Annotated in this window: 20 protein-coding genes and 1 tRNA gene; 17 read left to right on the top strand and 4 right to left on the bottom strand. The window is 66.2% G+C overall.

Annotated features, from left to right (window positions below):
- Positions 1-17: 17 nt before the first annotated feature.
- Entirely contained in the window at positions 18-671 is a 654-nt protein-coding gene (locus LRX77_RS10000) for a ComF family protein (protein WP_231832754.1), read from the top strand.
- 132 nt (positions 672-803) lie between these two features.
- The gene (gene secA, locus LRX77_RS09995; protein ID WP_442961633.1) at positions 804-3,488 is read left to right on the top strand and encodes a preprotein translocase subunit SecA; all 2,685 of its coding nucleotides are present in this window, start codon (positions 804-806) and stop codon (positions 3,486-3,488) included.
- A gap of 92 nt (positions 3,489-3,580) precedes the next feature.
- Here secA and LRX77_RS09990 read toward each other — a convergent pair whose 3' ends face one another.
- The gene (locus LRX77_RS09990) at positions 3,581-3,964 is read right to left on the bottom strand and encodes an Rv3235 family protein (RefSeq protein WP_231832753.1); all 384 of its coding nucleotides are present in this window, start codon (positions 3,962-3,964) and stop codon (positions 3,581-3,583) included.
- Positions 3,965-4,143: 179 nt separating this feature from the next.
- On the opposite strand from LRX77_RS09990, the gene LRX77_RS09985 reads away from it, so the two are divergent.
- Complete coding sequence (locus LRX77_RS09985) at positions 4,144-5,643, top strand: sensor histidine kinase (RefSeq protein ID WP_231832752.1); 1,500 nt, start codon at positions 4,144-4,146, stop codon at positions 5,641-5,643.
- Between the two features lie 99 nt (positions 5,644-5,742).
- Here the strand turns inward: LRX77_RS09985 and LRX77_RS09980 are convergent, their stop codons facing one another.
- On the bottom strand, positions 5,743-5,991 hold the full coding sequence (locus LRX77_RS09980; RefSeq protein ID WP_158031970.1) for a WhiB family transcriptional regulator: 249 nt from the start codon (positions 5,989-5,991) through the stop codon (positions 5,743-5,745).
- Positions 5,992-6,180: 189 nt separating this feature from the next.
- On the opposite strand from LRX77_RS09980, the gene LRX77_RS09975 reads away from it, so the two are divergent.
- Entirely contained in the window at positions 6,181-6,579 is a 399-nt protein-coding gene (locus LRX77_RS09975) for a hypothetical protein (RefSeq protein WP_231832751.1), read from the top strand.
- 36 nt (positions 6,580-6,615) lie between these two features.
- Here LRX77_RS09975 and bcp read toward each other — a convergent pair whose 3' ends face one another.
- Positions 6,616-7,107, bottom strand: coding sequence for a thioredoxin-dependent thiol peroxidase (gene bcp / locus LRX77_RS09970; protein ID WP_231832750.1), 492 nt, complete (start codon positions 7,105-7,107; stop codon positions 6,616-6,618).
- 87 nt (positions 7,108-7,194) lie between these two features.
- On the opposite strand from bcp, the gene LRX77_RS09965 reads away from it, so the two are divergent.
- From LRX77_RS09965 to LRX77_RS09920, 10 genes are all read left to right on the top strand, one after another.
- Positions 7,195-7,267 (top strand) — tRNA-Lys (locus LRX77_RS09965).
- Between the two features lie 160 nt (positions 7,268-7,427).
- The gene (locus tag LRX77_RS09960) at positions 7,428-8,075 is read left to right on the top strand and encodes a DedA family protein (RefSeq protein WP_231832749.1); all 648 of its coding nucleotides are present in this window, start codon (positions 7,428-7,430) and stop codon (positions 8,073-8,075) included.
- Between the two features lie 58 nt (positions 8,076-8,133).
- Complete coding sequence (locus LRX77_RS09955) at positions 8,134-8,841, top strand: SGNH/GDSL hydrolase family protein (protein WP_231832748.1); 708 nt, start codon at positions 8,134-8,136, stop codon at positions 8,839-8,841.
- Between the two features lie 43 nt (positions 8,842-8,884).
- Positions 8,885-10,384 (top strand): alpha,alpha-trehalose-phosphate synthase (UDP-forming), encoded by a 1,500-nt coding sequence (locus LRX77_RS09950; RefSeq protein ID WP_231832747.1) that lies wholly within the window; start codon positions 8,885-8,887, stop codon positions 10,382-10,384.
- Positions 10,381-11,166, top strand: coding sequence for a trehalose-phosphatase (gene otsB, locus LRX77_RS09945; protein ID WP_231832746.1), 786 nt, complete (start codon positions 10,381-10,383; stop codon positions 11,164-11,166). Before LRX77_RS09950 ends, otsB begins: the two co-directional genes overlap by 4 nt.
- 257 nt (positions 11,167-11,423) lie before the next feature.
- Positions 11,424-13,217 carry an acetolactate synthase large subunit gene (locus LRX77_RS09940; protein ID WP_442961632.1) on the top strand — a complete coding sequence of 598 codons (1,794 nt, stop codon included), beginning with the start codon at positions 11,424-11,426 and terminating at the stop codon, positions 13,215-13,217.
- 4 nt (positions 13,218-13,221) lie between these two features.
- A complete protein-coding gene (ilvN, locus tag LRX77_RS09935) occupies positions 13,222-13,731 on the top strand; it encodes an acetolactate synthase small subunit (RefSeq protein WP_231832744.1) in 510 nt (169 codons plus the stop codon).
- Between the two features lie 76 nt (positions 13,732-13,807).
- Positions 13,808-14,848, top strand: a complete 1,041-nt coding sequence (ilvC, locus tag LRX77_RS09930; protein ID WP_231832743.1) for a ketol-acid reductoisomerase — start codon at positions 13,808-13,810, stop codon at positions 14,846-14,848.
- 189 nt (positions 14,849-15,037) lie between these two features.
- Positions 15,038-15,505 carry a hypothetical protein gene (locus LRX77_RS09925; protein ID WP_231832742.1) on the top strand — a complete coding sequence of 156 codons (468 nt, stop codon included), beginning with the start codon at positions 15,038-15,040 and terminating at the stop codon, positions 15,503-15,505.
- Positions 15,502-16,020 carry a hypothetical protein gene (locus tag LRX77_RS09920; RefSeq protein ID WP_231832741.1) on the top strand — a complete coding sequence of 173 codons (519 nt, stop codon included), beginning with the start codon at positions 15,502-15,504 and terminating at the stop codon, positions 16,018-16,020. Before LRX77_RS09925 ends, LRX77_RS09920 begins: the two co-directional genes overlap by 4 nt.
- 26 nt (positions 16,021-16,046) lie before the next feature.
- On the opposite strand, the gene LRX77_RS09915 is transcribed toward LRX77_RS09920, so the two are convergent.
- Positions 16,047-16,349: a rhodanese-like domain-containing protein gene (locus LRX77_RS09915; RefSeq protein ID WP_231832740.1), complete on the bottom strand. Its 303-nt coding sequence runs from the start codon at positions 16,347-16,349 to the stop codon at positions 16,047-16,049.
- A 150-nt stretch (positions 16,350-16,499) separates the two neighbouring features.
- Here LRX77_RS09915 and LRX77_RS09910 point away from each other — a divergent pair, with 150 nt between their 5' ends.
- The 3 genes from LRX77_RS09910 (at position 16,500) to LRX77_RS09900 (ending at position 19,719) form a co-directional block, all read left to right on the top strand.
- Entirely contained in the window at positions 16,500-17,549 is a 1,050-nt protein-coding gene (locus LRX77_RS09910) for a 3-isopropylmalate dehydrogenase (RefSeq protein WP_231832739.1), read from the top strand.
- Positions 17,550-17,753: 204 nt separating this feature from the next.
- Entirely contained in the window at positions 17,754-18,857 is a 1,104-nt protein-coding gene (locus tag LRX77_RS09905; RefSeq protein ID WP_442961631.1) for a branched-chain amino acid aminotransferase, read from the top strand.
- 91 nt (positions 18,858-18,948) lie between these two features.
- Positions 18,949-19,719 (top strand): fumarylacetoacetate hydrolase family protein, encoded by a 771-nt coding sequence (locus tag LRX77_RS09900; protein WP_231832738.1) that lies wholly within the window; start codon positions 18,949-18,951, stop codon positions 19,717-19,719.
- Positions 19,720-19,725 lie beyond the last annotated feature (6 nt).

Below are 19,725 nucleotides of genomic sequence, written 5' to 3'. Positions count from 1 at the left end.
TCGGCGATGCTCGACGCATGGACGTGATGGGCGCGGTGCGAGAGATCAGCACGCTGCTCCTGCCCGAAGCCTGTCTCGCCTGCGGGGCCAAGACGTTCAGAGCGCTGTGCGCCGCGTGTCTGCAGCACTTCGACGACTCGCCGACGGCTGTGTGGCTCGAGGGCGTGCCCTGCCTGGGCTGGGACGATCATGACGGTCGCATCCGCGTCGTCATCCGAGCTGTGAAAGACGAACGGCGCACGGCCGAACTCGGCCTGTTGCGCGCGCATGCCAACCGGCTCGCCGTCGTGGCGCGGCGACTGCTCGACGTCGACGATGCCCTGTGGGTGGCGCTGCCCTCGTCGGCGGCCGCGCGGCGCAGACGAGGCTTCTGCCTGGCTGAGCGGGCGTTCGACCGCTGTGGCGAGTCGGTGCGCGAAGACGTGCTCTGGCCGGTTCGCGGGCTGCGTGACCAACGTACGCTCGGCGCCGCCGCACGCCGACGCAACCTCACCGCTGCGCTCTACGCAGATCATTCCGCGGTCGACGGCCGGCAGGTCGTGCTGATCGACGATGTGATGACGACGGGCGCGACCATGAGAGCGGCGAGGGCTGCCGTGCTCGCGTCGGGCGGTGACGTGGTCGGAATGCTGGTGCTCGCGCGAACGCCGCGCGCCTTGACCGTAGGGTGAAGCAGAGCTGGGCATTCTCTGAGACTGGCCCCACACATCTGCGTGCAGGCCGTAGAATGTTTCGGTGTGCGCCCTGCGGCAGCGACTGACAGTGTGCTGAGGCCTGCACGAGACCTGAGAGAGAGTGGACACGTGGCTGGAATCGTCGACAACATCCTGCGCATCGGTGAGGGGCGCATCCTCAGACGGCTGAAGCGGGTGGTGAGCCAGGTCAACGCCCTCGGCGACGACTACAAAGAGCTCACCGATGACGATCTGCACGAAGAGACGCAGCGTCTGCGTGACCGCTATGACAGCGGCGAGACACTCGACGATCTGCTGCCCGAGGCGTTCGCCGCCGTGCGCGAGGCCGCCGACCGCACATTGGGCATGCGCCACTTCGACGTGCAGATCATGGGCGGTGCCGCGCTGCACCAGGGCAACATCGCCGAGATGAAGACCGGTGAGGGCAAGACCCTGGTCGCGACGCTGCCGGCCTACCTCAATGCGATCGCAGGCAAGGGTGTGCACGTCGTCACCGTCAACGACTTCCTGGCCAAGTACCAGAGCGATCTGATGGGTCGTGTATTCCGCACCCTGGGCATGACCACCGGCTGCATCGTCGCCGGGCAGACTCCCCAGGAGCGACGTGAGCAGTACGCCGCAGACATCACGTACGGCACGAACAACGAGTTCGGCTTCGACTACCTGCGCGACAACATGGCGTGGCAGAAGAGCGACCTCGTGCAACGCGACCGCTTCTTCGCCATTGTCGACGAGGTCGACTCGATCCTGATCGACGAAGCCCGCACCCCGCTGATCATTTCAGGGCCCGGCGACGGCGACGCCAACCGCTGGTTCGGTGAGTTCGCCAAGGTCGCCCGTCGACTCAGAGAGGGCACCGACTACGAGGTCGACGAGAAGAAGCGCACCATCGGCGTGCTCGAGTCAGGCATCGCGAAGGTCGAAGACTATCTCGGCATCGAGAACCTCTACGAGTCTGCGAACACTCCGCTGATCTCGTTCCTGAACAACGCCATCAAGGCGAAAGCGCTCTTCAAGCGCGACAAAGACTATGTGGTGCTCAACGGCGAGGTGCTCATCGTCGACGAGCACACCGGTCGCATCATGCAGGGCCGTCGTTACAACGAGGGGATCCACCAGTCGATCGAGGCGAAAGAGGGCGTCGAGGTCAAGGCCGAGAACCAGACCCTGGCCACGATCACCCTGCAGAACTACTTCCGTTCATACGGCAAGCTCGCCGGCATGACCGGTACGGCCATGACCGAGGCAGCGGAGTTCTCGAGCACCTACGAGCTCGGTGTGGTGCCGATTCCCACGAACAAGCCCATGGTGCGCAAAGATCAGGCCGACTTCATCTTCCGCACCGCCGAGGCCAAGTTCCATGCGGTCGTCGACGACATCGTCGATCGACATGAGGCGGGCCAGCCGGTGCTGGTGGGCACCACGAGCGTCGAGAAGAGCGAGTACCTCTCACGCCTGCTCGCCAAGCGCGGGGTCAAACACGAAGTGCTGAACGCCAAGAACCACTCACGCGAGGCCGCGATCGTGGCTCAGGCGGGTCGTCTCGGATCGGTCACGGTCGCCACGAACATGGCTGGTCGCGGCACCGACATCATGCTCGGCGGCAACGCGGAGTTCCTGGCAGTCGCCGAACTGGCCAGCCGCGGGCTCTCACCGACCGAGACACCAGAAGAGTATGAAGAGGCGTGGGACACCGCATTCGCCGACGTCAAGCAGCGCGTGCACGACGAAGCCGAGAAGGTCATCGAGGCCGGCGGTCTGTACGTGCTCGGCACCGAGCGACACGAGTCACGGCGCATTGACAACCAGCTGCGCGGTCGTTCCGGTCGTCAGGGCGATCCCGGTGAATCACGCTTCTACCTGTCGCTCGAAGACGACCTGATGCGCCTGTTCAACTCGTCGGCTGCCGAGGCGCTGATGGCCCGCACATCGCCAGAAGACGAGACCCCGATCGAGTCGAAGATGGTCTCCCGCGCAGTCGAGAACGCCCAGGGGCAGGTCGAGGCGCGCAACACCGAGATCCGCAAGAACGTGCTGAAGTACGACGACGTGATGAACCGCCAGCGCAACGCGATCTACGCCGACCGCCGTCGCATCCTCGATGGGGCCGACCTCGCCGAGCAGGTCCAGGGCTTTCTCGATGACAGCGTCGAGGCGATCGTCGACGACCACGTCACCTCGGGGTCGGCTGCTCAATGGGATCTCGACGGGCTCTGGCGCGACCTCAAGGGCGTCTTCCCGGTATCGGTCACCCGTGACGAGGTCGTCGAGGAGGCTGGTGGCGACCTTGGCCGTGTCACCGTCTCGATGCTGAAAGAGCAGCTGCTCTCAGACGCGCACATCGCCTATGAGAAGCGCGAGCAGCAGCTCGGCGACGAGGCCATGCGCGAACTCGAGCGCCGCGTCGTGCTCTCGGTGCTCGACCGCAAGTGGCGCGATCACCTCTACGAGATGGACTATCTCAAGGAGGGCATCGGCCTGCGCTCGATGGCACAGCGCGACCCGCTGGTCGAGTACCAGCGCGAGGGCTTCACGATGTTCAACCAGATGATGGGCGGCATCAAAGAGGAGTCGATCGGGTTCCTGTTCAACCTCGACGTGCAGATCGAGCACAAAGACATCGACGGCGACGGCATTCCCGACGTGCAGGTCGAGGCGAAGGGTCTCGACCGCACCGACAAGCCTGCACAGTACAGCTACTCTGCGGCCGACGAAGACGGCAACGAGAGCGACGGCGGCGAGGGCAAGCCGGCCGCCAACCGCGCCCAGCGGCGCGCGAACAAGCAGAAGTAGCCGGCTCGAGCGCACAAGTCGCTCACGCCAACTGTCAGGCCGGTCTCCCCATGAAACGGGGAGACCGGCCTGACTCGTCTGCGCCGGGCGGCTCACAGCACGGCGTACTCCTCGACGAGCCAGCGATCACGGCTCCGACCGAAGACCACGGTTGCGACTTGGGTGCGGGCTCCGTCTTTGGTGAACACCACGACGCAGTCGATACGGGTCAGGTCATAGGTCGGGCGAACCAGCGTGCGCAGCACATGCACGTCCGGTCGCGCCGGGCGTCCTCGTCTCAGGCGGTGTCGCTGTTGTGCGAGTTCGGCGCGAACCCGTATCTTCATCAGCACGTCGTCGGCCAGCCATCGGGTGAGATGCTCGGCCGGGCGCACCCCGGCATCCACTTCTTGGGCGGCGACGAAGAGACGGATCAGCCGGCGCTCGAAAACGGTTCGGCTGTCGTGGTTCGGTTGGTGTGGTGTCTGCTGTGACATGGGGCTCCCCTGATCGTGATCTCTGACGATGTCAGCCGACGTTCCGCAGACGGTCGGTCTGACGTCGTCCCAGACTAAAGACCCCGTGCCGTCGAGGCGCCGGATGCTGTGGAGAGATCTGTGGACAGCCGCCGTGGTCCGGGCGGCGTCGGCGATGCCACGGCCGGTAGACTGGCAGCGTGTCGATACTCTCTGAATTCGCCGAGAAGAACCCCGGACTGGTCGCCGAAGACCTTGACTGGCTGCATTCGCTGATCGGCGACTGGCAGATGATCGCCGACATGGCACTCGCCGATCTCATTCTCTGGCTGCCCACCAGCGACGGTCAGTACGAGGCGGTCGCACATGCCCGGCCGAGCGGATCTCCCACGGCCTTCACACACGATCTGATCGGACACCGGGCTCGTGAGGAGTGGGCTTCGCTGATCGATCAGACCTACGTGCAGGGCGTCGGGCACGTGTCGAAGAACCCCGACTGGACGCAGCATTCGCCGACTCGTCTGCGTGCAGTGCCGGTGCGCCGAGCGATCCGCAAAGAGGGTGATCACATCGAGACGACCGCGCCGATCGCTGTGGTGACCAGGCACACGAACGTGGCCGAGTCGCGCACGCCGAGTCGGCAGGATCTGGTGTTCTTGGGCTGCGCCAGCGATCTGCTCGACATGATCGCCGTCGGTGACTTTCCCGACCTGTCGGCCCCGACCGGCCCGCGTCGCGGTGCTCCGCGCGTGAGCGACGGTCTCATCCGTCTCGATCGTGTCGGCGAGGTCCTCTTCGCGAGCCCGAACGCCATCTCGGCTTACAACCGACTGGGGTTCGACGGCGAGATCGAGGGGCGCAACCTCTCAGACGTGACGGTGACGCTCGTCACCGGCGAGAGCATCGCCGATGAGAGCCTGCCCGTGGTGACCAGCGGCAAAGCCTCCTGGCGCGCCGATGTCGAAGGCAACGGCGCGACGATCACACTGCGGGCCATTCCGCTGCGTCGCAACCACCACCGCATCGGGGCGATCGTGCTCTGCCGAGACGTCTCTGAAGTGCGTCGACAGGAGCAGGAGCTGTTGACCAAAGACGCGACGATCCGCGAGATCCACCATCGTGTGAAGAACAATCTGCAGACGGTCTCGTCGCTGCTGCGCATCCAGTCACGCCGTACGCAGACCGAAGAGGCCAGGGCCGCCCTGCTCAAGGCCATGCGTCGTGTCGAAGCCATCGCCGTCGTGCACGATACCCTCTCAGAGGGACTCTCTCAGTCAGTCGACTTCGACGAGGTCTTCGAACGTGTGCTGCGGCTGATCACCGAGGTGGCCTCGGTCGACACAGGCAAGGTCTACCCGACCTTCAGCGGCAGCTTCGGAGAACTCCCCTCGGCATCGGCCACACCGCTGGCGCTGGCACTGACCGAGCTGGTGACGAATGCGGTCGAGCACGGACTCAATGGCGCTGACGGCCAGGTGTGGGTCAAGGCCGATCGTGATGAGCAGGAGCTGCGCATCATCGTCGGCGACGATGGCGGGGGGCTGCCCGAGGGCAAGGTCGGCTCAGGCCTGGGCACGCAGATCGTGCGCACGCTGATCGAGGGCGAGCTTTCGGGTGCGATCGACTGGCACACGCTGACGGGCAGCGGCACCGAAGTGACCATCACCATCCCGGTGCGATCGCTGCGCAGTCACGGCTGAGGGGCATCCGCCTCATCGTCTGCGAAACCCGCGACACACAGAACGAGAGCCGAACCCCGAAGGGCTCGGCTCTCGTGAGTCTTCTCAGCTGGGCTGAGATCAGCTGGCGCGGCGTGCACGGGCTGCGCGGCGCTTCAGCGCCCGCCGCTCGTCTTCGCTGAGCCCGCCCCAGACGCCGGCATCCTGTCCGGTCTCCATCGCATAGTGCAGGCACTCGTCAGTGACCTCGCAATCAGAGCAGACCACTTTGGCCTTCTCGATCTGGTCTACGGCTGGCCCGGTGTTCCCCACGGGGAAGAACAGCTCCGGGTCGGCTGCCAGACACGCTGCGTGATCACGCCAGTCCATACCACTCCTTGTTCGAATTTCCTTGCAGAGATGACGTCTCGCTGAGAGCGATACCGTCATGAGTGCAAGTGAATCTTGGCATAGCAGCGGTTCGAGCGCAAGGGTCCAGAGCTGACGAGATCAGGCGCTCTGCGCTAGGATCTTCACCGCGAACCGTCCGTGCGGGCGGGGAATCAGGAGAACATTCTCATGGCCGACCGCAGGCATCCCTGGCAGCTTCGACTCGCGAGCGTGCTGATGACGCTCGAAGGTGTCGCGGCATTGGTTTTGGCCGTGTGGCTGCTGATCGAGCTCTTCGTCGCCAGAGCCGAGTCGCCGGTGTCGGCCATCGCGCTGATCGTGATCTGCCTGGGTGCCGGTCTCTGGATCGTCAGCGCCGGTCGCGCCCTGCTCAAGGGGCGCGCATGGGGCCGATCCGCGGGGGTCTTCGTGCAGCTCGTGCTGGCCGCCTTCGCCGCCGGCAGTCTGGGCGGCGAAGGCTCGAGCGTGCGTGCATTCGCGTTCCTGCTCGCCCCCGCGATCGTCACGATCGTTCTGCTCTTCACCAGGCCGGTCGTTCAAGCCAGTCAGCAGCGCAACGACCGCTGACCTCGGAGCCCACGCGCATCATCCGCCGGCGGCTGCTCAGTCGTCGAGCCTGAGGGCCTTCCGCAGTGATGCCACATGCCCGGTCGCGCGCACGTTGTAACGTGCGAGGGTCAGCTCACCGTTCTCGTCGATCACGAAGGTCGAGCGAATCACACCGGTGACCTCTTTTCCATAGAGCTTCTTGACGCCGAAGGCGGCGTACGCCTTGTGCACCACGAGATCGGGGTCGCTGAGCAGCGCAAACGGCAGCTCGTGGTGCTCGCGAAATCGCTGCAGCTTCTGCTGGGTGTCTTTCGACACGCCGACCACGATGTAGCCGGCGGCCTGCAGCGAAGCGATGCTGTCGCGAAAGTCGCAGGCCTCTCTGGTGCAGCCGGGCGTCTCTGCGGCGGGGTAGAAGTAGACGATCACCTTGTGGCCGCGCAGGTCGTGCAGCGAGACCGGGCGGCCGTCGGCGTCGGGCAGTGTGAAGTCGGGCGCCGGCGTGCCGGCCTGCAGGCGTTCGGGGTGATTCTGTGCGGTGCTCATGCGAGCGATTCTAGACACAGACGACCTGGTTTGGACACGCGAGCGAACTGTGCTAAAGTCTTCTCTTGGCTCAAGCGAGCACGATACGCGCCTCTAGCTCAATTGGCAGAGCAGCTGACTCTTAATCAGCGGGTTCTGGGTTCAAGTCCCAGGGGGCGCACAAGGGGAACCCGGAGATATCACGTCTCCGGGTTTTTTCGTCATCGGGCAGCGCCTCGCGCATCGTCGCTGAGTCGATCCCGACCGACAGCAGGCCGTCGAGCGCTACGCTCCGGTCCAGGCCCGCCGAATCAGTGACCGACAACGAGAGATGGTGCACCATGCTGTTCGCTGCCGCAGACCCGACCGCTGACCTCGGAGCCTTCGCCGGGTTCATCACCACGATCATGGACGCGCTCGGCGAGTTCGGCGTCGCCGTGCTGGTGGCGGCAGAGAACCTCTTTCCGCCGATTCCCAGCGAGGCCATCCTGCCGCTGGCGGGCTTTGCCGCCTCTCAGGGGTCACTCGACCTCGTGGCCGTCATCCTCTGGGCCACAGTCGGTTCGGTTGTCGGCGCTATCGCCCTCTACGCACTGGGAGCCTGGCTCGGGCGAGAGCGCTTCATCCGCCTCGCCGCCAGAGTGCCGCTGATCAGCGTCAACGACATCGAGCGCACCGAGCAGTGGTTCGTCAGGCATGGCCGCAAGACAGTTCTGCTCGGCCGCCTGGTACCGATCTTCCGCAGCCTGATCTCGATTCCGGCGGGCATCGAACGCATGCGCATGATCGTCTTCGTGCCGCTGACCACGCTCGGCTCGCTGGTCTGGAACACGGTGCTCGTTCTCGCCGGCTATGCGCTCGGCGAGAACTACGGCATCGTCGAAGAGTACGTCGGCGCGTTCCAGTGGGTCGTCATCGTCGTCGTGGTGGCGCTGGTCGCCGCATTCGTGGTGTGGAAGGTGCGCAGGGCACGCCGGGCTCACGACTGACACGACTGAGCGCGCCGACGATGCGGTGTCGGCACGACATCGCGGTTAAGCTGGTTGCGTGAGCAGCCACCTGAGCAGACGCGCGTTTCTGGGCGCGGCGCTGATCATGGGGATGCTCCCGGTCGCGGGCTGCAGCGCTGACGGCATCGAGCCGGGACATTTTCGCAATCTGCCGCTGCGCACATTCGGTGGATATGCTCCCAGCGACACAGTCCATCTCGCGGTCGTCGGCGACTCGCTCAGCGTCGGCATCGTCGGCCAGCTCACCGGCACGAACGTGAGCGGCGCCTGGCACGACACGGTCGACCTCGGCGCGCTGCAGTTTCTCGGCGGCTGGTCGAAGGTCGGTGCGACGACCGCCGACATGGCGCGCTCGGCGAAGCCGGTGAGTGGCGCAGACGCCCTGCTCATCATGGCCGGCACGAACGACATCGCCGCCAAGACCGACTTCGACGACAGCACTGCCGCGCTCGGTCGCATCATCGATGCCGTGCACGTCGACCGGGTCTCGGCGGCCATGATCCCGCCCTGGAACAGCGCGCCGCAGGCCGCTCTCGACTACAACGACCGACTGCGCGCGATCGCCGCAGATCGCGGCTGGAGCGTGGTCGATCCCTGGCGTTCGGCGCGTGACGACCGCGGCGAGTGGGTGAGGCAGTATCGCGGTGATGGCACCCACCCGAATCAGAACGGGTATCAGGCGGGTGCCTCCCAGCTCATCGACGACCTCGCCGAGGTCTATCTCGGCGCCGAACCGGTCGGCTGATCCGGTGGGCTACCATGAAAGCAACTGACCCGAGGGAGACGGCATGAGCACACCCGCGGAGAAATTCGACCTCATCGTGGTCTCGAACCGACTGCCGGTCGACCGCACCATCGGCCCCGACGGAACTCCGGGATGGCGTCGTTCGCCAGGAGGCCTCGTCACCGCGCTCGAGCCGGTCATGGAGCTCTCGAACGGGGCATGGGTCGGCTGGCCCGGCGTGCCCGACCAAGAGTTCGAGCCCTTCGTCGCCGAAGGCGGATCGCGCGGCGGGTCGTTCCACGTCTACCCGGTCAGTCTCAGCGAGACGGAACTCGAGCGCTACTACGAGGGGTTCTCGAACGCGACGCTCTGGCCGCTTTATCACGACGTGATCGCGCCGCCGCTCTATCACCGCGTGTGGTGGGATTCGTACCAGTCGGTCAACGAACGCTTCGCCGCACGCGTGGCCGACATCGCGAGCCCCGGCGCGACGGTGTGGGTGCAGGACTACCAGCTGCAGCTGGTGCCGCGCATCCTGCGCTCCATCCGCCCAGATCTCAGCATCGGCTTCTTCAACCACATTCCGTTTCCGTCCTACGGCCTCTTCGCCCAGCTGCCGTGGCGTCGCCAGATTCTCGAAGGGCTGCTCGGCGCCGACCTGATCGGCTTTCAGCGCACTGAAGACGCTCGCAACTTCGCGCGAGCCGTGCGCACGCTGCTCGGCATCGCGGCTCGGCGGGGGCTGATCGACGTGCCTGCCGAACTCGACGGCGGCAGCGGACATGTCGCGGCCTTTCACGACTACCCGATCTCGATCGACGCCGACGAGTTCGAGCGGCTCGGCGAAGATCCTGAGGTGCAGGAGCGCGCTCGGCAGATCCGCCATGACCTGGGTGACCCGCATCGCGTGCTGCTCGGCATCGACCGACTCGACTACACGAAGGGCATCCGGCACCGGCTCAAGGCCTATGGCGAGCTGCTGGACGAGGGCCGCGTCGACGTCGAAGACACCACACTGATCCAGATCGCCGTGCCCAGCCGCGAACGTGTCGAGACGTACAAGCGTCTGCGCGACGACATCGAGCTCTCTGTCGCCCGCATCAACGGCGACCACAGCACCATCGGTCGGCCGGCCATCCAGTATCTGCACCGCAGTTTTCCGCGACGAGAGATGGCGGCGTTCTACCTGGCCGCAGACATCCTGCTCGTCACAGCTCTGCGCGACGGCATGAACCTGGTCGCCAAAGAGTTCGTGGCCACCCACGTCGACAACGACGCCGTTCTGGTGCTCAGCGAGTTCGCCGGTGCCAGTGACGAGCTGAAGACCGCACTGCTCATCAACCCGCATGACATCGACGGGCTGAAACAGGCCATCGTGGATGCGATGGAGATGCCCGAGGCAGAGGTCGCCCGGCGCATGCGCATCATGCGTCGGCACGTGCGCGAAGACAACGTCGAGCGCTGGTCTGACGCCTTCCTGGCAAGACTGCGCGAGATCAGCTCCGAGAACCGCGCTCAGAGCGACGCCACGCCGGACGACACCGTCTCGGGCGGCCGCGCATGACCCCCGAACTCGACGCTGCGCTGCAGCGCATCACGCAGGCCGAGAAGCTGCTGGTGGCGCTGGACTTCGACGGCACGGTCGCGCCGTTCACCGACAACCCCGCCGACTCACGGTCGCTCGCCGACTCGCACCTGGCCGTGATCCAGCTGTGGCAGCTGCCGCGCACCGACGTCGCGTACGTCTCGGGCCGGGCGCTCGAATCGCTGCGTGCGGTCAGCGACGCGCCTCCGGGCATGCTCCTGGTGGGGTCGCACGGCGCACAGATTCAGCTTGACAGCGGGGTTCCCGATCCCAGCCCGCTGAGCACCGGGACGATCCGCGACGTTAGCCGCCTGAGCTCGACGCTCGAAGATCTCGTGACCGGCGTGCACGGCGCCTGGGTCGAGCACAAACCCGTCGGCGCCGTGCTGCACACCCGCAGTGTGCGTCCCGCTGACGCTGAAGGGCTGCAGCGGCTGGCCCGCGAACGAGTCGCCGCAGAGCTGCCCGTCGCCCGCGTGATCGCCGGTCACGACGTGCTCGAGTTCTCGCTGCGCGAGACGAACAAGGGCGAGGCCATCGAACGCCTGCGTCAGCACATCGGTGCCACCGTCGTCTTCTATGCCGGCGACGATCGCACCGACGAAGACGTCTTCCGCGCGCTGCACGAGGGCGACGTCGGCGTGCACGTGGGCGAGGGGCGCACCGCGGCCGCGTTCACCGTGACCGGACCACGGGCACTCGCCGGCGTGCTGCTGACCATGGCCTCGCTGCGGCGACGCCATCTCGCTCTTGCGCAGTGACCGTCTCGGCGCCGGGGAGCCATCGCGTGTGCTAGCGTTGAATGTCGCAGGCTGGATCGGTGCAACCCATCTGATCGGCCGCTGAGACAGACCACGTCGCCGAACCATGGCAGACGTTCTGAACAGGGGTGCTCGGCAGAGACGATACGCTCGCAAGCTCATCACGCAGATCTCCCTGCGTCTCTTTCCCGATGAACTCGGGGCTCTTCTTCTGACTCGCCGCACGACGACGACAACCAATGAATCATGATCGAGGAATGACAGGCATGGCTCCCACACCGAAACCGACACCCACCGTGCAAGAGCGCGATCTCACCGGGGCAGAGATTCTCATCGCCTCGCTGAAGAAGCTCGGTGTCACCGATGTGTTCGGACTGCCCGGCGGCGCCATCCTGCCCACCTACGACCCGCTGATGGACGCCAAGGGCCTGCGCCACTATCTCGTGCGTCACGAGCAGGGCGCCGGTCACGCGGCCGAGGGGTATGCGACGGCTGGTCAGACCGTCGGCGTCTGCCTGGCCACCTCGGGCCCCGGCGCCACCAACCTGGTGACCGCCATCGGAGACGCCTACATGGACTCCGTGCCGTTGATCGCCATCACAGGTCAGGTCTTCTCGACCCTGATCGGCACCGACGCCTTCCAAGAGGCCGACATCGTCGGCATCACGATGCCGATCACCAAGCACGCGTTCCTCGTGCGCAGCGCCGACGAGGTCGCCCCGGCGCTCGCCGCGGCTTACGAGATCGCCAGCACCGGCCGTCCGGGCCCGGTGCTGGTCGACATCAGCAAAGACGCCCAGCAGGGCCTTGCCGATTTCAGCTGGCCTCCGCAGATCACCCTGCCCGGCTACCATCCTGCGACGCAGCCCCACGGCCGCCAGGTGCAGGCCGCGGCCCAGCTGCTCGCGAACGCCCAGCGTCCCGTGCTCTACGTGGGCGGCGGTGTCATCCGCAGCGGGGCATCCGCCGAGCTCAAAGCACTCGCCGAGGCGACCAAGGCGCCGGTCGTGACCACGCTGATGGCCCGCGGCGCGTTCCCCGACTCACACCCGCAGAATCTCGGCATGCCCGGCATGCACGGCACCGTTCCCGCAGTGCTCGCGCTGCAGCAGGCCGACCTCATCGTCAGCCTCGGCGCGCGCTTCGACGACCGCGTCACCGGCAACGCCAAGACCTTCGCCCCGCTGGCCAAGGTCGTGCACGTCGACATCGACCCGGCCGAGATCTCGAAGATTCGGCATGCAGACGTGCCGATCGTCGGCGACCTGCGCCAAGTGCTCGACCAGCTCGTACCCCAGTACGAGGCCGAGACCTCGGAGCAGACCCCCGATCTGACGCACTGGTGGGAGCACCTGAACAAGCTGCGCGAAGACTACCCGCTCGGCTTCGCTCAGCCCACCGACGGTCTGATCGCACCGCAGCACGTCATTCAGCGCATCGGCGAGCTCACCGGCCCCGAGGCCGTCTACGCCGTGGGCGTCGGCCAGCACCAGATGTGGGCCGCGCAGTTCATCAAGTACGAGCGCCCGAACTCGTTCCTCAACTCGGGCGGCGCCGGCACCATGGGCTACGGTGTGCCCGCCGCGATGGGCGCGAAGGTGGCTCAGCCCGACCGCGTGGTCTGGGCGATCGACGGCGACGGCTGCTTTCAGATGACCAATCAGGAGCTCGCGACCTGCGTGCTCGAGGGCATCCCGATCAAGGTGGCGATCATCAACAACTCGTCGCTGGGCATGGTCAAGCAGTGGCAGTCGCTCTTCTACGACAAGCGCTTCTCGAACACCGAGCTGCACACCGGTCACGACTCCGAGCGGGTGCCCGACTTCGTGAAGCTCGCCGAGGCGTACGGCTGTGCGGCGCGCCGCGTCGAGAGCGAAGATGACGTGGATGCCGCGATCGAGTGGGCGCTGTCGGTCGACGACCGCCCCGTGGTGATCGATTTCGTGGTCTCGGCCGATGCGATGGTGTGGCCGATGGTGCCGCAGGGGGTCAGCAACGACTTCATCCAGTATGCGAAAGACGAGTCACCGGCATTCGAAGGCGAGGAGTGATCTGATGAGCAAGCATGTGCTCTCAATGCTGGTCGAGGACACCCCCGGCCTGCTGACCCGAGTCGCCGGGCTGTTCGCCCGGCGCGCGTTCAACATCGACTCGCTCGCCGTGGGGCAGTGCGAGGTCGAGGGATTCTCGCGCATGACCGTGGTCGTGAACGTCGAGCGCCAGCCGCTCGAACAGGTGACCAAGCAGCTGAACAAGCTGGTGAATGTGATCAAGATCGTCGAGCTCGAAGACGAGGCCTCGGTGCTGCGCGAGCACATGCTGGTGAAGGTCAAGGCCGACCCCGGCACGCGCTCGCAGATCGTCGAGGTCGTGGAGCTCTTCCGCGCCCGTGTCGTCGACGTCAGCCAGGACGCCGTCGTCATCGAGGTGACCGGCGACGCCGCGAAGAACCGTGCTCTGCTCAAACTGCTCGAGCAGTACGGCATTCGCGAGCTGGTGCAGTCCGGCCTGCTTGCGATCTCGCGCGGCCCGCGGTCGATGACCGACCGCGTCACGCGCGGCTGACCGCAGCCCACACCGGGCGGTGACCCGACAGACTCACATTCCCACCGCATCCACACAACAGAAATGGAGTAACACCATGGCAGCAGAGATCTTCTATGACGACGATGCCGATCTGACCATCATCCAGGGCAAGAAAGTCGCCGTCATCGGCTTCGGCTCACAGGGCCATGCGCACGCGCTGAACCTTCGTGATTCGGGCGTCGAGGTGAAGGTCGCCCTGCGCGAGGGCTCGCAGACCCGCGCTCGTGTCGAGGAGCTCGGCTTCGAGGTGCTCAGCAACGCCGAGGCGACCAAGTGGGCCGACCTCATCGTCGTACTCGCACCCGATCAGTACCAGGCCGACATCTACAAGAATGAGATCGAGCCCAACCTCGCAGAGGGAAAGACGCTGCTCTTCGCGCACGGCTTCAACGTGCGCTTCGGCTACATCCAGGCGCCGAAGGGCGTCGACGTCGTGATGATCGCGCCGAAGGGACCGGGACACACCGTGCGTCGCGAGTACGAGGCCGGCCGCGGCGTGCCGATCCTGGTCGCCGTCGAGAACGACGAGTCGGGCAAGGCCTTCGAGACCGCCCTCTCATACGGCAAGGGCATCGGCGGCACCCGCGCCGGCGCCATCAAGACCACGTTCAAAGAAGAGACCGAGTCCGACCTCTTCGGCGAGCAGGCTGTGCTCTGCGGCGGTCTGTCGAAGCTCATCCAGACCGGCTTCGAGACCCTGACCGAGGCGGGCTACCAGCCTGAGATCGCGTACTTCGAGGTCTGCCATGAGATGAAGCTCATCGTCGACCTGATCAACGAGGGCGGCATCGCCAAGATGCGCTGGTCGATCTCTGACACTGCCGAGTACGGCGACTACGTGTCGGGGCCGCGCGTCATCGACGCCAGCGTCAAGCAGCACATGAAAGAGGTGCTCGCCGACATCCAGTCGGGTGCCTTCGCCGAGCGCTTCATGGCCGACCAGGCCGCCGGCGCACCGGAGTTCAAGAAGTTCCGCGCCGAGGGCCAGGAGCACCCGATCGAGGCGACCGGCAAGGGGCTGCGCAAGCTGTTCTCGTGGTCGAACGCTCAGATCGACGCCGACTACGTCGAGGGCCAGGTCGATCGCCACGCCTGATCCACGCTGCACCCGCGTGACCTCCTCCGCGTACAGATGAGGTGACACAGACCCTGAGGGCCGCCCGAACCAGTGTCGGGCGGCCCTCAGCCGTGTCTGGAATCAGTATCATTGAGGGCGGACCACGTTCGAGCGACCAGGCCCGAACCGATGACGTTCACGCAACCGGAGATGGCGAGGCCTGAGAGCATGGGTGACAGAGAACGCGGCGGCACCGACGACGAGGCGCTCGTCTGGGAGTCAGACCGGCTTGATGCCTCGGCCGTCGTGCCCGGAAGTCGGCCGACCGACCATGAAGAGGTGCCGGTGGTCGAAGAGGATCGCAGCGCACTGGCCGCGATCGACCAGCTGCCTTCCGGCGTGCTCATCGGCTATGGTGCGATCCTCGGCGTCTTTCTCGTCTACACGATCTCGTGGGTGACGATTCTGCTCAAGCGCCTGGCGACTCCGCCGCAGCCGCTGCTCGACGGTGTCGATCGCGTGCAGATGCTGCTCGGCCTCGCCGGCCCGGCGCTCTGGGTCGTGTTCGCCGTCTGCTTCGTGCGCGGCCGCCGCTGGTACTGGCAGATGCTCTGGCTCGTGCTGGGGCTGGTGCTGCTGGCACCGTGGCCCTGGATCATCACACTGATCACCGCGAGCATCGGAGGCGCACAGTGAGCACCGGCCACGAGTCGAACAAGACGAGCGGTGAGAGCCTGAACCCGAGCAGCGCCGAGTCCGTCGACACCGTGGTGCTGGGCGACGACACGCAGACCGAAGAGTCGCGGGCGAACGCCGGCGACCGCGCCGGGGCTGCAGCCGAGCAGCCGGGCGGGTTGCGCATCCGCGTCTCAGACGCGCTGTGGGGCGTGCTGGCGGCGGTGCTCTTCGCCTACCCGGTGTGGCAGGCGTTCGCGTTCGCCTTCGCGAACTCCGACACCGGCTGGCAGGCCGTCTTCGCGGGTCTCGGCTGGGTCAGATGGACGCTGCTGCTGGTCGGCCTCGTCGTGCCGCTCGCGCTGCTGGCGGCATCATGGTGGATCACTCGGGGAATGACCTGGTGGCGACGCCTGCTGACCTATGTGACCGGATGGGCCGTCGTTCCGCTGATCATGATCTCGGTGCAGCAGCTCGTCATGGCCAATCCGCAGGTCAACGACATCGTGCTCTCTCACCTGCTCTTCGGAGAGTGAGTCGAAGCCGCTGACGCGGGTGCCGATCAGTCGACGGGCAGGCCGTCTGACGCCCAAGCGAAAGTACCGCCGCTGATGTTCGCGGCGGCGATGCCCTGCTGATCGAGCCACAGCGCGGCCTGCTGGGAGCGTCCGCCGGCCTGGCAGATGACCAGCAGATCGTCGGCGTCGGGCACGTCGCCCAGGCGAGCCTGCAGCTCGGAGAGCGGGATGTTCACCGCACCCACCGCGTGACCCCCGGCGAACTCGTCGGTCTCGCGCACGTCGAGAATGACGGCGCCGGCCTGCTGACGCTCGAGTGCCTGCTGCGGGGTGATCTGCTCGATCATGGTGACTCCTCGTGTGTGAACCCGCGCGGCGGGGGCGCCGGTCTGGTGATCTGGCTTTCTGACACTGTACCTGTGCTGCCGCTAGGCTGGAACACGTCGTGCCCGGCGGCGCTGCTGCGCCCTGCAGGCCGGGTCAATCCTGAGGAGGAAATGGTGAGCACACGCATCGATCTCGGAGTCATCGCCGGTGACGGCATCGGGCCAGAGGTGGTCGCCGAGGGGCTCAAAGTGCTCGAGGCCGTCGCCGTCGAAGACGGCTTCGAGTTCGGCACGACCGACTACGACTTGGGGGCTCGCCGCTACGAGCGCACCGGCGAGGTGCTCACGGACGAGACCCTCGACGAGCTGCGTCAGCACGATGTGCTGCTGCTCGGCGCCGTCGGCGACCCGCGTCGTGTGCCCGCGGGCGTGCTCGAGCGCGGTCTGCTGCTGAAGCTGCGCTTCGCATTCGACCAGTACGTCAACCTGCGACCGGTCGAGCTCTTCCCCGGCGTGCGCTCACCGCTCTCGAGCCCCGGCGACATCGACTTCGTCGTCGTGCGCGAGGGCACCGAGGGGCTCTACACCGGCAACGGGGGAGCCCTCCGCGTCGGCACCGAGCACGAGGTCGCCACCGAGGTGTCGGTGAACACCGCGTTCGGCGCGGCCCGGGTGATCCGCTATGCGTTCGAGACGGCCGCAAAGCGCCCGCGACACCATGTCACGCTCGTGCACAAGAAGAACGTGCTCGTGAACGCCGGCGGCATGTGGCAGCGTCTGGTCGACGAGATCGCCGTGGACTTCCCCGAGGTCACCCACGACTACCTGCACGTCGACGCTGCCACGATCTTCCTGACGACCGACCCGGCCCGCTTCGACGTGATCGTCACCGACAACCTGTTCGGCGACATCCTGACCGACCTCGCTGCAGCGGTCACCGGCGGAATCGGCCTGGCAGCATCCGCGAACATCAACGCCGACGGCACCGCACCGAGCATGTTCGAGCCCATTCACGGCTCGGCACCCGATATCGCCGGCCAGCAGAAGGCCGACCCGACGGCGGCGATCCTCTCGGTGGCGCTCATGCTGCAGACGCAGGGGCATGCCGCGTCGGCCGGTCGCATCGTCGAGGCGGTGCGGGCCGACACCGCGTCGCGGGCGGACGTCGTGCGCACGACTGCCGAGATCGGCGATGCGATCGTGGCCCGCCTGCAGGGCTGACCGCACGTTCGGCGCCGTGCGCTCTGATCCATCCGGGCACGCCTGCCGCAGCACGGCAGCATGCGCGGTACGATAGTGGGTGCGGCGCCGAAGCCGCCTCGCGCGACACGATCGCGCCGCATGTGCGCCCCCGCGCTCCACCATCCCTGAGCTGGCAGCTGCACCACGACAAGAACTCTGTAGACCTCTCTGAAGAAGGACGAAATGACTGAGACGAACGCGATGACTTTCGAAAAGCATCTGACCACGAACCCCACCGATGCTGCGACGCGCACCGAGATCTTGAAAGATCCGGGCTTCGGCGTGCACTTCAGCGATCACATGGTCACGGTCGACTACACCCACGAGGCGGGCTGGCATGACGCACAGGTGCTGCCGTACGGTCCGCTCTCGGTCGATCCCGCGGCGAGCGTCTTCCACTACGCCCAGGAGATCTTCGAAGGTCTGAAGGGCTTCCGCCACGCAGACGGCAGCGTGTGGACGTTCCGCCCTGACCGCAACGCACACCGATTCCAGCGCTCGGCCGAGCGCCTGGCGCTGCCTGAGCTGCCGGTCGACACTTTCGTGCAGTCGCTGAAAGAGCTCGTGCAGGCCGACGCCGACTGGGTGCCCGATGCCGAAGGCGAGAAGAGCCTCTATCTGCGCCCCTTCATGATTGCCACCGAGGTGTTCCTCGGCGTGCACTCGGCGCATGAGGTCAAGTACATCGTGATCGCCAGCCCGGCCGGCCCGTACTTCAAAGACGGGGTGAAGCCCGTCAACATCTGGCTGTCGACCGACTTCTCACGTGCCGCTCTCGGCGGCACGGGTGAGGCGAAGTGCGGCGGCAACTACGCTGCCAGCTTGGAGCCTCAGGAAGAGGCCTACCGCAACGGCTGCTCGCAGGTGCTGTTCCTCGACGCCGAGACGCACACGAACGTCGACGAGCTCGGCGGCATGAACATCATGTTCGTCACGAAGCACGGACGTCTTGTCACTCCGAAGCTGACCGGTTCGATTCTGCACGGCGTGACCCGCGAGTCGGTGATGCAGATCGCGGCCGAGGACTTCGGCCTGACCGTCGAGGAGACCTCGGTGTCGCTCGACTGGTGGCGCCAGGGTGTGGAGTCGGGCGAGATCACCGAGATCTTCGCCTGCGGCACCGCTGCGGTCATCAACCCTCTCGCCGAGCTGCGCAGCCCGGACTTCACGATTCCCGCACCGGCCCAGACCGGCGGCGAGGTCACGCACGGCCTGCGCAAGGCGCTCACCGACATCCAGTTCGGTCGCGTCGAGGACAAGCGCGGTTGGATGACCCGCCTGGCCTGAGCCGCCGATCAGGCTGTCTCTCATCAGAAGGCGGTGGCATTCGCGCGGACTGCGCCGGTGCCACCGCCTTGATCGACCAATGGAGTGAAGCATGAAGATCGCACGTTTCAGCCGCAATGGCGCTGACCCGGCATTCGGCATCATCGACGGCGACGAGATCGTCGTTCTCAATGGCGACCCGATGTTCGCCGGCTACGACACGACCGGCGATCGCGTTCCGCTTGCCGATGCGCGACTGCTCGCCCCGGTCATCCCTCGCTCGAAAGTCATCGCGGTGGGACGCAACTATGCCGCCCATGCGGCAGAGAAGGGCAACGCGGTGCCGACGCATCCGCTGCTCTTCTTCAAACCGAACACCTCGGTGATCGGCCCGGGCGACCCGATCGTGATTCCGGAGTTCGCCGGAACCATCGAGCCTGAGGCCGAGCTGGCAATCGTGATCGGCAAGGTCGTGAAGAACCTGCCGCGCGAGCACTGGCAGAAGGCGGTGTTCGGCTACACCGTGGCAAACGACGTCAGTGCGCGCACGCTGCAGCAGGGGGATGGGCAGTGGGCTCGGGCGAAGGGCCTAGACACGTTCTGCCCGCTGGGCCCCGTGATCGAGACCGAGCTGGACCCTGCCTCAGTGACCGTGACGTCGTCGATCAACGGCGAGGCGGCGCAGTCAGGTGAGACCAAAGACTTCATCTTCGATGTGCCGACCCTGCTGGCGTTCATCAGCCAGGCCTTCACCCTGCTGCCCGGCGATGTCATTCTGACCGGAACGCCCGCAGGCGTGCGGCCGATCGTGCCCGGAGACAGTGTGACCGTGGCGGCCACTGGCGTCGGCGAGCTCACGAACCCGGTGCGCGCTGCACTCTGAGCCGCT

The organism is Pseudoclavibacter sp. 13-3, from assembly GCF_021168475.1.
Taxonomy (GTDB): domain Bacteria; phylum Actinomycetota; class Actinomycetes; order Actinomycetales; family Microbacteriaceae; genus Pseudoclavibacter_A.
This window is presented reverse-complemented; position numbering and strand designations above follow the sequence as displayed.

Coding starts and splice junctions, on each gene's coding strand:
- LRX77_RS10000 (WP_231832754.1), top strand. CDS start 18: ATGGACGTGATGGGCGCGGTGCGAGAGATCAGCACGCTGCTCCTGCCC.
- LRX77_RS09990 (WP_231832753.1), bottom strand. CDS start 3,964: ATGTCACAGCAGACACCACACCAACCGAACCACGACAGCCGAACCGTT.
- LRX77_RS09980 (WP_158031970.1), bottom strand. CDS start 5,991: ATGGACTGGCGTGATCACGCAGCGTGTCTGGCAGCCGACCCGGAGCTG.
- LRX77_RS09975 (WP_231832751.1), top strand. CDS start 6,181: ATGGCCGACCGCAGGCATCCCTGGCAGCTTCGACTCGCGAGCGTGCTG.
- bcp (WP_231832750.1), bottom strand. CDS start 7,107: ATGAGCACCGCACAGAATCACCCCGAACGCCTGCAGGCCGGCACGCCG.
- LRX77_RS09960 (WP_231832749.1), top strand. CDS start 7,428: ATGCTGTTCGCTGCCGCAGACCCGACCGCTGACCTCGGAGCCTTCGCC.
- LRX77_RS09950 (WP_231832747.1), top strand. CDS start 8,885: ATGAGCACACCCGCGGAGAAATTCGACCTCATCGTGGTCTCGAACCGA.
- otsB (WP_231832746.1), top strand. CDS start 10,381: ATGACCCCCGAACTCGACGCTGCGCTGCAGCGCATCACGCAGGCCGAG.
- LRX77_RS09940 (WP_442961632.1), top strand. CDS start 11,424: ATGACAGGCATGGCTCCCACACCGAAACCGACACCCACCGTGCAAGAG.
- ilvN (WP_231832744.1), top strand. CDS start 13,222: ATGAGCAAGCATGTGCTCTCAATGCTGGTCGAGGACACCCCCGGCCTG.
- ilvC (WP_231832743.1), top strand. CDS start 13,808: ATGGCAGCAGAGATCTTCTATGACGACGATGCCGATCTGACCATCATC.
- LRX77_RS09925 (WP_231832742.1), top strand. CDS start 15,038: ATGGGTGACAGAGAACGCGGCGGCACCGACGACGAGGCGCTCGTCTGG.
- LRX77_RS09915 (WP_231832740.1), bottom strand. CDS start 16,349: ATGATCGAGCAGATCACCCCGCAGCAGGCACTCGAGCGTCAGCAGGCC.
- LRX77_RS09910 (WP_231832739.1), top strand. CDS start 16,500: ATGGTGAGCACACGCATCGATCTCGGAGTCATCGCCGGTGACGGCATC.
- LRX77_RS09905 (WP_442961631.1), top strand. CDS start 17,754: ATGACTGAGACGAACGCGATGACTTTCGAAAAGCATCTGACCACGAAC.
- LRX77_RS09900 (WP_231832738.1), top strand. CDS start 18,949: ATGAAGATCGCACGTTTCAGCCGCAATGGCGCTGACCCGGCATTCGGC.